The sequence below is a fragment of the Lysinibacillus composti genome, from assembly GCF_016908465.1.
Lineage (GTDB): Bacteria > Bacillota > Bacilli > Bacillales_A > Planococcaceae > Ureibacillus > Ureibacillus composti_A.
In genome coordinates, this window is record NZ_JAFBDY010000002.1 from 130,981 (window position 1) to 147,387 (window position 16,407).

12 protein-coding genes are annotated in these 16,407 nt (G+C 33.5%); 10 read left to right on the forward strand and 2 right to left on the reverse strand.

Annotated elements, in window-relative coordinates:
- Positions 1–67 precede the first annotated feature (67 nt).
- The 4 genes from deoD (at position 68) to JOD29_RS04615 (ending at position 4,734) form a co-directional block, all read left to right on the forward strand.
- Positions 68–772 (forward strand): purine-nucleoside phosphorylase, encoded by a 705-nt coding sequence (gene deoD / locus JOD29_RS04600; RefSeq protein ID WP_124762938.1) that lies wholly within the window; start codon positions 68–70, stop codon positions 770–772.
- A 135-nt stretch (positions 773–907) separates the two neighbouring features.
- Entirely contained in the window at positions 908–2,434 is a 1,527-nt protein-coding gene (locus tag JOD29_RS04605) for a lmo1851 family serine protease (RefSeq protein ID WP_124762936.1), read from the forward strand.
- 196 nt (positions 2,435–2,630) lie between these two features.
- A complete protein-coding gene (locus JOD29_RS04610; protein ID WP_124762934.1) occupies positions 2,631–3,533 on the forward strand; it encodes a CobW family GTP-binding protein in 903 nt (300 codons plus the stop codon).
- Positions 3,534–3,759: 226 nt separating this feature from the next.
- Positions 3,760–4,734, forward strand: a complete 975-nt coding sequence (locus JOD29_RS04615; protein WP_239585562.1) for a CAP domain-containing protein — start codon at positions 3,760–3,762, stop codon at positions 4,732–4,734.
- Between the two features lie 181 nt (positions 4,735–4,915).
- Here JOD29_RS04615 and tatA read toward each other — a convergent pair whose 3' ends face one another.
- Positions 4,916–5,119 carry a twin-arginine translocase TatA/TatE family subunit gene (tatA, locus tag JOD29_RS04620; RefSeq protein ID WP_124762932.1) on the reverse strand — a complete coding sequence of 68 codons (204 nt, stop codon included), beginning with the start codon at positions 5,117–5,119 and terminating at the stop codon, positions 4,916–4,918.
- A gap of 731 nt (positions 5,120–5,850) precedes the next feature.
- Here tatA and JOD29_RS04625 point away from each other — a divergent pair.
- The gene (locus JOD29_RS04625; protein WP_124762930.1) at positions 5,851–6,927 is read left to right on the forward strand and encodes an undecaprenyldiphospho-muramoylpentapeptide beta-N-acetylglucosaminyltransferase; all 1,077 of its coding nucleotides are present in this window, start codon (positions 5,851–5,853) and stop codon (positions 6,925–6,927) included.
- A gap of 252 nt (positions 6,928–7,179) precedes the next feature.
- On the opposite strand, the gene JOD29_RS04630 is transcribed toward JOD29_RS04625, so the two are convergent.
- Positions 7,180–7,731 carry a GNAT family N-acetyltransferase gene (locus tag JOD29_RS04630; protein ID WP_124762928.1) on the reverse strand — a complete coding sequence of 184 codons (552 nt, stop codon included), beginning with the start codon at positions 7,729–7,731 and terminating at the stop codon, positions 7,180–7,182.
- Between the two features lie 401 nt (positions 7,732–8,132).
- Here JOD29_RS04630 and dapF point away from each other — a divergent pair, with 401 nt between their 5' ends.
- The 5 genes from dapF to JOD29_RS04655 all read left to right on the forward strand — a co-directional run bounded on the left by dapF (position 8,133) and on the right by JOD29_RS04655 (position 16,404).
- Positions 8,133–9,098 (forward strand): diaminopimelate epimerase, encoded by a 966-nt coding sequence (gene dapF / locus JOD29_RS04635; protein ID WP_124762926.1) that lies wholly within the window; start codon positions 8,133–8,135, stop codon positions 9,096–9,098.
- Positions 9,099–9,125: 27 nt separating this feature from the next.
- Positions 9,126–11,159 (forward strand): diguanylate cyclase domain-containing protein, encoded by a 2,034-nt coding sequence (locus JOD29_RS04640; RefSeq protein WP_124762924.1) that lies wholly within the window; start codon positions 9,126–9,128, stop codon positions 11,157–11,159.
- A 119-nt stretch (positions 11,160–11,278) separates the two neighbouring features.
- A complete protein-coding gene (locus JOD29_RS04645; RefSeq protein WP_124762922.1) occupies positions 11,279–11,953 on the forward strand; it encodes a response regulator transcription factor in 675 nt (224 codons plus the stop codon).
- The gene (locus tag JOD29_RS04650; protein WP_124762920.1) at positions 11,950–13,347 is read left to right on the forward strand and encodes a HAMP domain-containing sensor histidine kinase; all 1,398 of its coding nucleotides are present in this window, start codon (positions 11,950–11,952) and stop codon (positions 13,345–13,347) included. The genes JOD29_RS04645 and JOD29_RS04650 overlap by 4 nt, the downstream gene beginning before the upstream one ends.
- A 246-nt stretch (positions 13,348–13,593) precedes the next feature.
- Complete coding sequence (locus JOD29_RS04655) at positions 13,594–16,404, forward strand: 2-oxoglutarate dehydrogenase E1 component (protein WP_124762918.1); 2,811 nt, start codon at positions 13,594–13,596, stop codon at positions 16,402–16,404.
- The last annotated feature ends 3 nt before the right edge of the window (positions 16,405–16,407 follow it).

Below are 16,407 nucleotides of genomic sequence, written 5' to 3' on the forward strand. Positions count from 1 at the left end.
CATTGCGTAATTGTGGAAAAGCAAGTATATTTTAATGTGAAATAATTTTGGAAAAGAGGGATTGCTTTTGAGCATTCATATTAACGCAAAACAGGGAGACATCGCAGAAATCATTCTTTTACCTGGAGATCCATTACGTGCAAAATATATTGCTGAAAACTTTTTAGAGAATGCAACTATCTATAACGAAGTGCGAAATATGTTTGGCTATACTGGTACTTATAAAGGACATCGTATTTCTGTTCAAGGTACGGGTATGGGGGTACCTTCTATTTCTATTTACGCAACGGAGTTAATGCAAGAATATGGCGTACAAAAATTAATACGTGTAGGTACTTGTGGGGCAATCCAAAAAGATGTGAAAGTACGTGACGTAATTCTAGCGCAATCTGCTACAACTGATTCTAAGATGAATGATATTATCTTTAACGGTCTAAGCTATGCGCCAACTGCAGATTTTGATTTATTGTATAAAGCATATAACGCTGGTAAAGCAGCTGGTCTTAACTTAAAGGTCGGTAACATTATGACTGCTGATATGTTCTACTCTGAAGAAAATCAAAATGAGAAACTAGCACGTTACGGTGTTTTAGCTGTCGAAATGGAATCAGCTGCACTTTATACACTTGCTGCTAAATTCGGTAGACAAGCCCTTTCTGTATTAACAGTTTCAGACCATATTGTTACAGGTGAAGCGACAACTTCTGAAGAACGTCAAACAACATTCAATGATATGATTGTCGTTGCATTAGAAGCTGCGATACAAGAGTAGAAAATTAAGCAAAGCATGCTTGAACTTAAAGACTGTCTTAATTTTTTTGACAGTCTTTTCTTTTCGTTAATGCTTGAAACTGTTAATATTGAAATAGTGTCGCTATAGTAAGTGTAAATGAGAGTGGTGAATGAAATGGATGAACAAAATCAACAAAATAATGAACAGAAAGAAACAAATGTTCAAGAGCGAGATGAACAAGTAAAACCAGCTAAGAAATATTTATCAATTAAGCCTTTTACGTTCATCATGTTAATGTTTTTAACAATCCTACTGACTGCAGGGTTAACGATATTCGCATTAACTTTTGGTGATGAAAAAGTCGTTGAAGTATCAGTACCAGTAGAAAGAGAAGAATTCTCTAAACTATATGATGCCTATGACGAATTAAAAGAAAAGTATTATGTAGATATTGATGATGAGAAAGTTGTTTTTGGTGCAATCAATGGGATGTTTGAGGCTTTAGATGATCCTTATTCTGATTTTATGAATAAGGAAGAAGCAGACCAATTTAATGCTGATCTATCTTCTAGCTTCCAAGGAATTGGTGCAGAAATACAAGAACGTAACGGAAATATTGTCGTCGTTTCCCCAATTAAAAATTCGCCAGCTGAAAAAGCAGGACTTTTACCAGAAGATGTCATTCTTCTAGTTGATGGAAAAAGTATACAAGGGATGAGTGCTTCTGAAGCTGTCCTGTTAATTCGTGGTGAAAAGGGTACACCGGTTACTTTAACAATTCAGCGTGGAGATTCTGATGAAACAATGGAGATCAAGATTGTTCGTGACGAAATTCCTGTTGAAACCGTCTATGGAGAAATGGGCGATGACAAAATTGCTCACATCCAGATCACATCATTTAGTGAAAAAACATATGAAGATTTGGAAAAGCTACTAGTTCAATATGATCAAGAAGGAATGAAGAGTGTCATTTTAGACGTTCGTCAAAATCCTGGTGGGTTCTTAACATCCGCAATCGACATTGCCAATCTATTTGTAGGAGAAGGTAAACCAATAGTACAAGTACAAAGTCGTGAAGGTAAACCAGAAGTAATGGTTGCTGAAGGTGGTAAGAAATATAACATTCCAGTTGTTGTATTAATTGATAATGGTAGTGCATCTGCTTCTGAAATATTGGCTGGTGCTTTAAGAGAATCTGCAGGTGCAAAAATTGTTGGATTAACTTCTTTTGGTAAAGGAACTGTACAAACAGTTAGCTATTTACCAGATGGTTCAAACTTAAAATTTACAACAGGTAAATGGTTAACACCGGATGGTAACTGGATTAACGAAAAAGGAATCAAACCAGATATTGAAGTTAAATATCCTGAGTATGCTACCTTACCATTTATTAACCCAGAAACAGAGCTTTCAAAAGGGACAACTTCACCTGCCGTAAATGCTGCAGAGCAAATGCTAGATGCATTAGGATATGACGTTGGTAAGGTGGACACTGAATTTGACGACTCAACTGTTGCTGCAGTAAAATCATTCCAAGCAGATCATAACCTAGAACAAACTGGATCAATTGCTGGAGAAACAACATATGAAATAATGGACGCTTTAAGAGAGAAAATCGATAAAGATGATCCACAAATTAAAAAAGCAACTGAACTTCTAACTAAAAATGCTGACACTGAGCAAGAAAAGAAAGCAGAATAATAATTAAAGGTTGAAGGGCCGCCTTGCTTCGATGTATGAAGTAAGAGGCCCTTTCTTTTATCTTCATCCAGTTTAGGTAAAATCTCGACTGTTAAAATGATTTCAGACTAAGGTCGTTGCATCCGTGCGTACTTATGGACAAATCAGACACAATGATGCCCAGGGAAATTGAAAAAAACTAAGGAGATGCAAAAAAATGAAAGATGTCTATTTATTTAGTGGATTTTTAGGTAGTGGTAAGACTTCTATGTTAGTAGATGTGATTAGACAGATAAAAGAAGTGGGACTCAAACCTGCTGTTTTGATGAATGAATTTGGAAAACTTCCATTTGATTCACAAAGTGTAGAAGAAGACGTTCCGTTAAAAGAAATGTTAGAAGGGTGTATATGTTGCTCGGGTGCGGAAAAAACAGAAGCTCAAATTCAATCTCTTTTGATGGATTCTGATTTTGATGTGCTAATCATTGAAACAACAGGCGTAGCACATCCTGTAGAGGCATTAGATGCGGTTTATTCACCCTTATTTGCTAAGCAGTTGAACATAAAGGGAATTGTCACGGTTGCAGATAGTAAGCTTTGGTTAAATCGTGAACAGCTAGCGCCGCAAGTTCGTTCTTTATTTTTAGAACAGATCCGCCATGCGCATTTATTAATAGCTAATAAAATGGATTTATTAACTGAATCAGAACAATCAAAAGTCGTATTTGAATTACAGGGCGCAAACCCGCATGCATTTATTTTACAAACAACTAAAGGGCGTGTCCCAATTAAGTTACTTGAAAATCTTCAAGCTACTGTCAGACCAGCAAAAGATGATGTCCATTCTGCTCACATTGGTAAACACCTACACTTAAGTTCACGTTTAGTGGAGTTTACATCTAGTTTTACTATTGAGCAGTTTGAAAAATGGATCAGCACATTACCAAGTACAGTTTATCGTGTAAAGGGCTATGTTCCAATAGAAGGAGTACGAAATCCTTTTCTTTTCCAATATGCTTATGGTTTAGTTCAGTGGCTTCCTGAATACGTAAAAATGGCTCCTCAAATTGTCATAATCGGTGACGATGTTCAAAACGTTGAAATAATAGGGGATAAATAATTATCGTAATATTATTGTAAAATATGAAAAAAAGTTGTTTTACTAAAATTCTGTCAATAGCTTTATAGTGGAAATAACGTATTCGATTGGATATAGCTGTAAATATTAATACTTAAAAAGCCTTAATAGATTTGAGATCTAAGTTGGATTGTCACTCCTCCCAAATTATGGACCAATTATTACGAATTTTGTGTTATATGATTGTCTTTGAGAGGAGGAGTACAAAATGAAAAAATGGATCGCAACATCGTTTTGTGCAGTAGCATTATTCGCAACATCTTTTACTTCAGCAAATGCAGCAAGTGTAAATGAAGATATGAAAAATGATTCAAATCTTCAAAACTTCCAAATTATTAAGTGGGATAATCATAATGGATTTGTATTACGTTCAATCCAAAAGCTTTCTATACATAATGGACAATTAACTTTTAATTCTTTTGAAGATTTTATAAATGAAACATTAAAAGAGCTTCAAGGATATAAAGGGTTCCAAATTAATAAAATAGTTAAAGAAGTACCAAATACTAATGAAACAGCAAAAGAAGTACCTACACCGACTTCTGTTAATAAAGAAACTACTAATCAAGTAGAAGAAAAAGAGGCAGCTCCTACGGTAACAAAACCTGTAGAAACACCTGCTAAACAAACGCCTGTTAAAGAAACACCTGTTAAAGTAGAACCGGTTAAACAGACACCAAATACACAAGCACCAGTTCCAAATAATAACGGTTCAAACAATAACACAACAACAAATAATACAAATTCAAATCAACAACAAGTAGAAGCACCTGTTACAAAACCGTCTACTACTTCAAATCAATCATTCTCACAGTTTGAACAACAAGTGGTAGATTTAACAAATGCAGAACGTACAAAAGCAGGTTTAAAACCTCTTCAAATTTATGCGCCTTTAATGGCAGTAGCACGTGATAAATCAGAAGATATGGCTCGTAATAATTATTTTTCTCATACAAGTCCAACTTACGGAAGCCCATTTGATCAAATGAGATCTGCAGGAATTTCGTACCGTGCTGCTGGAGAAAACATTGCACAAGGTCAAAGGTCACCGCAACAAGTAGTACAAGCTTGGATGGATTCACCTGGTCACCGTCAAAACATTTTAAACCCAAGCTTTACGCATATTGGTGTAGGGTTTGTTGAGAATGGATACTATTGGACACAACAATTTATCCAAATGTAATAGTTTACTAAATTATTATTTTTAAGATGGTCTTGTAAGCTGATAATGCTTATAAGACCATCTTTTGTTTGTGTTATAATTTTATTAAAATGGTTCAGATCAGTTTTTCTATTCTTATTAGCAATTTGTGTTTTTATTAAAGTAATTGTATATTGCGACACGCAACTTGTTAAAAGTAAGTCTACTTTACTTTTTCTTCAATATTATCATCGTCTATTTTAAATTCTTCAGTTACATGATCAACTACATCTTTAGTAGAACCTTTAAATTCCTTTATGGTCTCTCCAACCGCTCGCCCTAGTTGGGGTAATTTTGACGGTCCAAAAAGAATTAATGCGATCATTAATATTATAATTAATCCGGGTATTCCTATTGACTGTATCATGCTGTCTCTCCTTATACCTTAAAATTTTATTCAGAAAACTCTAGACGGATTTTGAAACAATTATTTTTATATGTTCTTTATGAAACGAAGATATTTATAATATAAAAATGGAGATGCAAATATTAGTGTTACCAAAAAGGCATTTGTTATAATAATTAATCTTTTACGGATTTCGGTGAATGTTAAATGATAGTGAAGGATTATTTCTATACATCCAATTTTTATTAGATATTCTATAAAAGCTACGGAATAGGTGTGATATCCTTCTTTGTTTTGTTAAGAGAAGTGCGGAATCAAAATAATGGTCAAAAGTAAGGAAACCATAATAATTGTACAGATGTATTTTTAATATCAAGCGTTAATAATTTAAATCAAGCTTGCCGAGGCGTAATTGTTTATTTTATGTTAAAATCGTGTTTGTACATTTTTAATTAGTAACCCTACTTGTTATAGCCTTATTACATATGATATTCGTCATAAAGGGTCGAGATGTATGTGCTGTTATTAGTTATTCAAATAAGGTCTAAAACTGAAATTAGGTTAATGAATTATGCTGAATTTCTATGTCCTTAGTTGTCATAAGAATATATTGTTGGTAAAAGCAAACTTTTAAAACATGTATTTTAAGGAACAGCATGCGAATTTATTAAAAAGCCTTAGCATAAATTGGTAATTAGAGCAGATACACTACATAAATATTTTAAGTTTTTCATGATGATAGGAGAATAAGTGTGAAACAAAAATCAATTATTTTAACAGGTGGCGGAACAGCAGGACACGTTTCGTTAAATCAAGCAATTATCCCTTCTTTAATAGAAGAAGGGTATGATGTTCATTATATCGGTTCTCATGATGGAATTGAAAAAGAGTTAATTTCAGGTGCTTTTCCGAATATACCCTATCATAGTATTTCAAGTGGAAAGTTAAGACGTTATTTTTCAATGAAGAATTTTACCGATCCATTTAAAGTATTAGCGGGTATTGGTCAGGCTTTAGCCGTCATTAGAAAAGTGAAACCAACGATTATTTTTTCAAAAGGTGGCTTCGTATCTGTACCAGTTGTCATTGCTGCAAAATTGTCGAATATTCCGGTTGTTATTCATGAATCTGATGTAACCCCAGGATTAGCAAATAAAATTGCATTGCCATTTGCATCCCATGTTTTTACAATTTTTCAAGAAACACTTAAATATCTTCCAAGTGACAAATCAACTTGTACAGGTTCGATTGTACGTCAAGAATTATTCCAAGGTAATAAAAGTCGGGGTAAGGAACTGTGTGATTTTAAAGACGACAAAAAGATTTTGCTTATCATGGGTGGAAGTTTAGGCTCTGTCGTGTTAAACGATGCATTGCGAAGTAATTTACCTGAGTTATTAGTGAACTATAATGTCATTCATTTATGTGGAAAAGGTAATGTGGATCAATCACTTAGAAGTATGCAAGGTTACAAACAGTTTGATTATGTAACCAATGAACTTTCCGATTTATTATATGCAGCTGATTTTGTTGTATCTCGAGCTGGTTCAAATTCTATTTTTGAGTTCTTAGCATTGAAGAAACCGATGCTTCTTATTCCTTTATCAGCTTCTAAAAGTCGTGGGGATCAAATCTTAAATGCAAACATCTTCAATAAACAAGGGTTTGCCCAAGTGTTAGAAGAAGAGCTTTTATCGAAAAAAACATTTATGAAGGCTATTCAATCATTAGTAGCGCAACAAGATGAAATGATAGATTCGATGTTAAATGCAGAAAGTCCAAAAACGCCTGATGAGATGGTAAAACTCATCACACAATACGAGAAATAAAAAAAACGACAAAATCTATTATAGATTTTGTCGTTTTATTGTACTTGATTCAAAATTGTTTAACTATACGAAATGAAAAGTATTAGTTACCATAGTCAACTTAGATTTCTTTTTTGCATATTAAGATATGCTCTGTTGTAATTGGATTAGTTAATTAAGAATTGCCGACCACTAGTGTGGTACTAAGTTTTAATTGAATAAACTATGCCGCGAATCGTAACATTATATTAAAAATAGCCTCAGCTTTTCTAATTAACAGATTTCTTGTTCTTCTTCTTTTTGTTCATCATTAGCAGTAACTAAGTAGAACAAATCTTTTGGTATTTTAAATAGATCAAACTTTACTTCTCCAGCGTTAATTTCTTCATAAAGGGCTGGATGTGTATCCTCTGCACTTATTACATAAGGCAATTTTAAGGAGGCGCGTTTCGATTTTTCATTTTCCTTACGAATTCGAAGGAAAACCGTATGGAAATTATGTTCAAAGAATAGTTCATTTAAAAATTCTTTTTTAGCTACTTGATTGTATCCCTTTCCTTGAAAAGGTAATCCAATCCATGTTCCAAGAAATCCAGCGCCATCTTGTATGTCATATAAACTGATTGTACCGATTGGTTGACCCCAATCATCTGTAATCGTTCTCGAAATCGTCTTACCTAGTTGCTCTTCTTCGAGCAATTGTTTAGTCATAAATAAATACTCTTCAGCAGATGTTGCCTTTTGTCGAACATACGGGAAGACGGATGGGTGGATTAGTAATTGGTATAGTTCGTTTGTTTCAGAAAGATCACGGTGTTTTAACAATTTAAACGCCTCCTTTTTTAGGATATTTGTTTCACTTCATGTAGAAGAAGTTTTCCCACTTTAGAAAGAGAGTGAGAACAATGTCGAATATTAAAAATCACAAGACAGAAGTTAATAATAAACAATTTAAACCTAAAAATCTAGAGGTTAAACTAAGGGAAAATAAATTTTTTTATTTCGTCACAAAAAGGAGCGATTAACTATTTTATAAAAATATTTTATGCATTTATTTTATTATAAAAACCCAATTTCGGACAATATTTTTCTCGAAAAAAACAATTATTTCTTTGTAAATTTTGTGAACGCAAAATCGATTTTTGTTAAGGAAAGGTTAATGTTGAATTCATTGTATGCAAAGAATTATGATAGAATAAATTAAACAAAAAAAGGACGGATTCCCGATGAAAAAAACACTTTTAAAGGTTCATGGATCAGGAAATACATTTTATTTATATAATTCAGAAAATGAACAAGAATTTGATTGGGTACTGTTAACAAAATGGCTTTGTAAAAAAGAAAACGAAGGCGGGGCTGATGGACTGTTATTAGTTGTTCCTTCACAATCAGCAGATGCGAAAATGCGAGTTATCAATGCAGATGGTTCGGAAGCTTCAATGTGTGGGAATGGCTTGCGATGTGTTGCACGATTCGTTTGTGAGAAATTAGGCAAAGAAGAAGCAATCATTGAAACGATGAAGGCGAACTTACACGTCAAAAAAGAACAATCACTTTTTGAAGATCTACCTACTTATGCTGTTGAAATTTCACCAGTATCTTTTTTACTAAATACTTTACCCATGCAGTATAAAAATCAAACACAAATTCAGCATGAAACTATAAAAGAATTTCACCCTTCTATTGAGTACACAGCTGTTTCAGTGCCAAATCCACATTTAATAGGGATTGTTGATGTCCATTATATTCAAAATATTTCGCATCAACAATCTTTAGCGGAATATTTGAATGGAGAAAATGAATATTGTATAGATGGAATAAATGTAAGTTATGTGTATCCAATGAAAAATGATACAATTTTTGTTCGTACTTTTGAAAGAGGCGTTGGTTTTACAAATGCATGTGGAACGGCTATGACTGCCTCTGCCTTAGTATCAAAACAAAATGGAATTGTAAATTCAGCAGAGGTCCTAGTCTATAATCCGGGTGGGTTTGTTAAGTGTAAGGTGTCCCAAAAAGAAGAACAATATCAGTTAACATTAATTGGTAATGCTACTGTAGTAGCTGAATATGGTATAGAAATCGAAGAACATCAATACAAATTTGTAAGTCGAAAAGAGACAGGTGAACAAATTCAATATCAAAGATGTATTGATTACGTTAAGAAAGAAACAGAAGTAGTATTAAGTTAGCCAGTGATTTAAAAGGTGGTGAAATAATTGAACAATCAATTTCTAACGGAAGAACAATTTAATTTACTATTTAAAAATAGTAAAAACTTCGTATTTTTTATAAAAAAGAATCCTGATGACTATGAATATGTTTATATTAATGATTCTGCAAAAGAAAAGTTACTTTCGGGAAATGTTTGTGGAAAAAATTTATCTGATGTTATGCCACCAATTCAATATGAAACAATACGTGAAAATTATGATCGAGCAATTGACAGCGGAAAACAGATTGAATATCAAGATTATATATATCTAGATAATGAAGTTAGGAAATATGAGTCTACTGTTTTTCCATCTTTTTTAGATGGAGATATTTACTTATTAACTATTACAAAAGAAATCTCTTATGACCGAGATGTTGATGATAAATACTTATTTATGCGCTCTGTCTTTTTCCATTCATTCCTTTCAACTGTATTAATATCAAATGATGGGCGTTTACTTGAGGCGAATCCACAATTTTTAAATGATTTTAATATTAACATTGACGAAGTACGTGGTAGAGGATTTTTAGAACTTCCTATTATTAATCAAAAGAATGTTGAACAGTTAAAAAATTATTTTTCACAAGCTCATAATGGGATCACTTTATCTTCTAAATTAATAACATTTATTGATGGGGAAGGGGAGTTAAGAAGCTTTACTGCTACCTTCACACCTTTGTTAAAAGGTGAAAAAGAAGTGATTGCAGTTTTTATTATCTTGCAGGAAATTACCCATTATATTCGTCAAGAAAAGGCATTAAGAGTAACTTCAAATGGGTTAAATAACTTTAAAAATGCCCTTAACAATGCTGCAGAGGTTTCAATTACAAATATCAATGGTGTCATGATTGATGTCAATGATCGTTTTATTGAGCAAACTGAGTTTTCACGTGAAGAACTGATTGGAAGTACGCATCGTCTTATTAATTCACGTTACCATACGAAGGGATTTTTTGATAATCTTTGGAAAACCATTAATAGTGGTGAAGTTTGGCGCGGTGAAATATGTAACCGGACCAAATATGGTGTTACTTATTGGGTAGATTCGACAATTATCCCATTAGTCGATGAAAATGGGCAAATTGAACAATATCTTTCTATTAATTTTAATATAACTGAAAAGAAACGCATGCTAACAGAATTACACAATATAGAAAATATGTTTAAAATGATTACCGAAAATACAAATGATTTAATCGTCATTACAAATGAAGATGGAATTATCCAATTTGCTTCAAGTGCATATTGTAAAAAGCTTGGTTATACGGTAGAAGAATTAATTGGCCAATTTTATACTCAAATTTTAACTAAAGAGAGTAAGGAAATTTGGAATGCAGAGTTATATAACTTAACAGGTAACTCAAAAATTGAACTGATTCATGAATCTAAAGAAGGTATCTGTTTATGGACAGAATGTAACTACACTGTTGTAAATAATTATCTTCGAAATAATGGTAGCCAAATTATTATGGTATCTCGTGAAATTACAGAACGTAAAGAATTTGAAAATAAATTACTATTTTTAGCTTACCACGATACACTAACACATTTACCAAATCGTAGATATATTCAAAAAGAGTTTCCATACTTCCTTGAGAAGGCAAAGTCCAATAAGGAATCGATTGCTGTTCTTTATGTTGATGGAGATAATTTTAAAACAGTCAATGATCGATTTGGACATGATGTTGGTGATGAATTCATAAAGCAATTTGGTAAAGCCCTATCCAAGAGTGTACGTTATCAAGATTTAGTCGTTCGAGTTGGCGGAGATGAATTTGTGTTAGTCATAACGGGATTAAATCTAAATAAGACATATCGCGAACAACAATTACAACATATTATTAATCGAATAAAAGAAAATTTAAAAGTAGGATGGAGTATTGGGGGAAATCACTTTTCTCCAACCTCATCAATGGGGATTTCGTTCTATCCAGATCACGGCTCTACTTTGGATGAATTAATGGATTGTGCAGATCGCGCATTACACGATATAAAGGTCATCTCAAAGGATAGCTATAAAATTTATACTCATGAATAAGAGTTTCTATTTAAAAAGGAACCGCGTTTTAAGGTAAACTTAAAGCGTTGGTTCTTTTTATTATTGAAAAATTTAATGGAAACAAATTTCAATTAGTAGGGTAAATTCGAGGTGATAATATGAAGAAAAAACTATTAATAATAGAAGATGAGATAAGTATAGCTCGTTTCCTAGAACTCGAATTAAAACACGAACAATTTGATGTTACATTAGTACATGATGGTCGTGAAGGATTAGTTCGTGCTTTAGAACAGACTTATGATTGTATCTTGCTTGACGTCATGTTACCGTCTCTAAATGGGATTGAGGTATGTCGTAGAGTAAGAGCACAAACAGATGTCCCCATTATATTATTAACTGCACGAGATGCTGTTATGGACCGTGTTGCAGGATTAGATGCAGGAGCAGATGATTACATTGTAAAGCCATTTGCGATTGAGGAACTACTTGCGCGGATTCGTTCCATTTTTAGAAGGGTAGAACGTAACGATGGTAATGAAGATGTTTTACAAGTTCGACAACTGTTGATCTATCCAAACTCCTATGAAGTGTATTTTGAAGGTAATAAAATCGAACTTACAAAAACCGAGTATGATCTATTAAAATTACTGTGTGAAAATAAAAATAGGGTTTGTACTCGGGAGATGATCTTAGAAACAGTTTGGGGGTATGAGACGGAAATTGAAACAAATGTTGTAGATGTTTATATTAGACATTTGCGGGCCAAATTAAAAACGGAACAGAACCCCTATATCGAAACTGTAAGGGGGGTAGGTTATGTGGTGAGAGAATGAATAAAGTGAAAAATTTTTTTATGAATTTATCATTAAAAAAGAAGTGGACACTTTCAAGTACAATCGTCATTTTCATAAGCTATGCTGCAATTTGTACTATTATATACTTGGCGTTATATACCTGGCTTATTCATAACGAAGAAGACAATGCAATTCGTACTGTTGATGATTTAACTGCTTTCTTTGGTTCACAGGAAGGACCAATTACTATTTCAGAACTACAACAAAGTACAGGCCTTATGAAAGCCATTATTAATCAAAATCAAACTGTACGTATTTTTAATTTAGATGGTTATGAAGTACTAAGGATTAATAATACATCGCCAGCAGCAACACTCGAAAAATCTGAATTACAATACTTTGATACGATGGTTATGAAAAAAAACGTAGAGGGCAATGATGTATTTGTATTAGAAAGAGTAGTACAAATAGGTAGGTTTCAGGGTTATTTACAGCTAATTCATCCATTAAATAGCTTTCAATCTATGATGAAATATGTCTTAACTGCTATGCTAATTGCAGGGATAGGGGCTCTTTTAGTTGCTGGATCTATCAGTTACTATTTAGCAAATCTCTTAATGAAACCCCTTCAAGATCTACGTGACTCGATGGTATCAGTACGTGAAAAAGGATTTGACGAGGAAATTAGTGTTACATATAAGGCGGATGATGAAATAGGCGATTTAATTACGATTTATCAATCCATGATCGATGAATTACATAGTTCTTTTAAGAAACAGCATCAATTTGTTTCAGATGCGTCACATGAACTTAGAACGCCTATTCAAGCAATAGAAGGACATTTATCATTGATTAAGCGATGGGGAAAGAATGATCCAGAAGTGTTAGAAGAATCGCTTCATACCTCTATTACGGAAGTGCAGCGCATGAAAAAAATGATAGAGGAACTGTTAGATTTAGCACGTAAAGAAGAGAAAGAACAACACGCTTATGCAGATGTCCAACATGTCCTAGAATCTGTAATTATGGAACTGCAATTTGTTCATAAAGAAGCAAATGTTAATGTGCAATCCTATGGTGTGAAAAAAGATGCTCATATAACCGAGAACGCCCTCTCTCAAATCTTAAGAAATATTATTGAAAATGGAATCCGCTATACTGAACATCAACCGGTCATTAATATAGAAATTAATTATTTACCTGATAACCTATTTATTACGATAAAAGACAATGGGATTGGGATTTCAAACGAACATTTACCACACATTTTTGATCGATTTTATCGCATAGACGCTTCTCGAAAAAGTAATGGTGGAACAGGTTTAGGATTAAGTATTACAAAAATGCTCGCTGAACGATATGATGTGAAAATAAATGTAACTAGTAAAGTTAATTTAGGTACAACATTTACTTTGAGGTTTCCTATCGTTTAGTTTTTGACCATTCTGAACTTTTTTAGACGATTGTGAAGAAAATATGCTCTTTTTGTGAAAAATAGTTGTATTTTTTGTGAAGAGTAGTAAGATTGAAATGTTAAAAATACGTTCTTCATTTTTAATTAATAAGTAATGGTAATTAAATCAATAGATTTTTTCTATTGTCGAAGAATGGTAATATATGAAATAATATTACAGATACACAATGGAACTGCCTTAGGGCGTAATTTGGAGGTTATTCTCATGTCGAACAATGTATTATATGCTGGTTCCCCTTGGTCAGCATTCTCTGGACCTAACTTAGGGTATGTTATGGAACAATATGAATTATTCCTACAATCTCCTGAAGAAGTAGATCCAGATTTAATAGCGCTTTTCCAACAATTTGGAGCGCCAACAATTGAAGGTGGCACTACAGAAACGGAAGGGGCTGCTAATGTACCTTCAGCGAACTTAACAAAAGTATTTGCTGCTGTACAACTTGCAGATGCAATTCGCTCATATGGACATCTGGCTGCAGATGTATATCCGCTAAAAGATCGTCAATTAGATAATTCTCGAATTGATGTTGCTTCTTATGGTTTAACAGATGCAGATCTTGTTGAAATGCCAGCTACGCTATTCTTTAATAACGTTCCTGCAAGCGTTTCCAATGGTAAACAAGCAATTGATTATTTACGAGCAATCTATACTGGTAAAGCCGGTTTCGAATATTCTCACGTAGATAACAAAATCGAACGTGAATGGCTACAATCAAAAATTGAGTCAGGTATTGTTAATTCAAGCTTAACAACAGAAGAGAAAAAAGCAATTCTAGAGCGATTAACACGCGTTGAAGATTTTGAAAGATTCATCCATAAAACATTTGTAGGTCAAAAACGTTTCTCAATTGAAGGATTAGATACATTAGTTGTATTACTTGATGAAATCGTTAAAGCTGCAGATGAAGACAAAATGAATTATTTACAAATTGGTATGGCACACCGTGGACGTTTAAATGTTTTAACACACGTTGTAAATAAACCATACGATATGATGTTTTCTGACTTTGCGCACGTTCCAAATGATTTCTTCTTCCCAAAAGACGGCTCTTTAGAAATTTCTAAAGGTTGGACTGGTGACGTGAAGTATCATATGGGTGCTACACATACTAAGAATTCAGGGATGAAAGTAAAATTAGCTTATAATCCTTCTCACTTAGAAGTAGTAAGTCCGATTATTACAGGTTCAACTCGTGCTGCTCAGGAGGATACTACAACTCCAGGAACACCAAAATTTGATCCAAGTAAAGCTTTAGCTGTATTAGTTCATGGTGATGCTGCATTTGCAGGTGAAGGAATCGTTCAAGAGACTTTCAACTATGCAAATACAAACGGTTTCACAACTGGTGGTTCAATCCACATCATTTCTAATAACATGATTGGATTTACAACTGAACATTATGATTCTCGTTCTACACACTATTCATCAGATGTTGCTAAAGGTTATGGAGTTCCAGTAATTCATGTAAACGCTGATGATCCAGAAGCAGTAGTACAAGTTGCTCGAATCGCATTCGAATACCGTCAAATTTTCGGTAAAGACATTTTAATCGACTTAATTGGATTCCGCCGTTTTGGTCATAACGAAACTGATGACCCAACTGTAACAAATCCTTCAACTTATTTAATTGTTGCGAAACATCCTACTGTACGTGCAAGTTATGGGGAAAGATTAACTACAGAAGGTATTGTAACTGCTGAAGAAGTTAAAAACTTAGATGATCAAATTTATGCTGAAATGCAAGCTTCTTACGATCATGTTAAAGAAGTTGGTGCTGAAAATGGCCACTTCGAAGTTGAAATGCCTGAAGAATTAAAATCAGGTTACCCAGAAGTTGACACAACAATTGCTAAAGAAGATTTACAACAAATTAACCAAGATTTATTAGCTTGGCCTGAAAGCTTCGAGCCACAAAATAAATTAGCTAAAATTTTAAATAAACGTGTAGATGCAATGCAATCTGGTAAAATCGACTGGGGTCATGCTGAAACTTTAGCGTTTGCTGGAATATTACGTGACGGTAACCCAATTCGTATTACTGGGCAAGATGCACAACGTGGTACATTCTCTCAACGCCACTTAGTATTACACGATAAAAACAATGGTTCTGAGTATACACCATTACATCATATTTCTGGTTCAAACGCTTCATTTGCAGTTCACAACTCACCATTAACTGAGGCTGCAATCGTTGGATATGAATATGGTTATAATTTAGAAAATGAAAAAGCTTTATCAATTTGGGAAGCACAATTTGGTGACTTCGCAAACATGGCTCAAATCATGTTTGATAATTTCATTTCAGCTGCTCGTTCTAAATGGGGACAAAAATCTGGATTAGTTCTTTTATTACCAAATGGTATTGAAGGTCAAGGTCCAGAGCACTCTTCAGCACGTATTGAACGTTATTTACAGTTATCAGCTGAAAATAACTGGATCGTTGCAAACTGTTCAACTGCAGGAAACTACTTCCACTTAATACGTCGTCAAGCTAAAATGCTTGGAACAGAAGGAGTTCGACCATTAGTAGTAACATCACCAAAATCATTACTTCGTCATCCTTTAGCTGCTGCTACAATTGAGCAATTATCTGAAGGTAAATTTGAAGAAGTAATTGAACAACCAGGATTAGGAACTGCTCCTAAGAAAGTTGAACGAATTGTAATTGGTTCTGGTAAAGTAATGATCGATTTAGCTGATCGTGTTAAAGATGGCGAAGGCTATGAAAAACTTCACATTTTACGTGTTGAAGAATTATATCCATTCCCATCACAAAAATTATCAGATATTATTGCAAAATATCCAAACGCAAAAGAAATCGTTTGGGTACAAGAAGAACCTAAAAACCAAGGTCCATGGAAATATGCTTTAGAATATTTACTTGAAGTGGCAAATGGTAAAAAATTATCTTATGTTGGACGTCCTGAAATGTCTTCTACTTCAGAAGGTGACATGGATTCACATAAAGTTGCTCAAGCAAAAGTTATTGATGAAGCTTTAGCAATCAATTAATTC

Coding starts and splice junctions, on each gene's coding strand:
- JOD29_RS04655 (WP_124762918.1), top strand. CDS start 13,594: ATGTCGAACAATGTATTATATGCTGGTTCCCCTTGGTCAGCATTCTCT.
- JOD29_RS04645 (WP_124762922.1), top strand. CDS start 11,279: ATGAAGAAAAAACTATTAATAATAGAAGATGAGATAAGTATAGCTCGT.
- JOD29_RS04615 (WP_239585562.1), top strand. CDS start 3,760: ATGAAAAAATGGATCGCAACATCGTTTTGTGCAGTAGCATTATTCGCA.
- JOD29_RS04610 (WP_124762934.1), top strand. CDS start 2,631: ATGAAAGATGTCTATTTATTTAGTGGATTTTTAGGTAGTGGTAAGACT.
- dapF (WP_124762926.1), top strand. CDS start 8,133: ATGAAAAAAACACTTTTAAAGGTTCATGGATCAGGAAATACATTTTAT.
- JOD29_RS04650 (WP_124762920.1), top strand. CDS start 11,950: ATGAATAAAGTGAAAAATTTTTTTATGAATTTATCATTAAAAAAGAAG.
- tatA (WP_124762932.1), bottom strand. CDS start 5,119: ATGATACAGTCAATAGGAATACCCGGATTAATTATAATATTAATGATC.
- JOD29_RS04605 (WP_124762936.1), top strand. CDS start 908: ATGGATGAACAAAATCAACAAAATAATGAACAGAAAGAAACAAATGTT.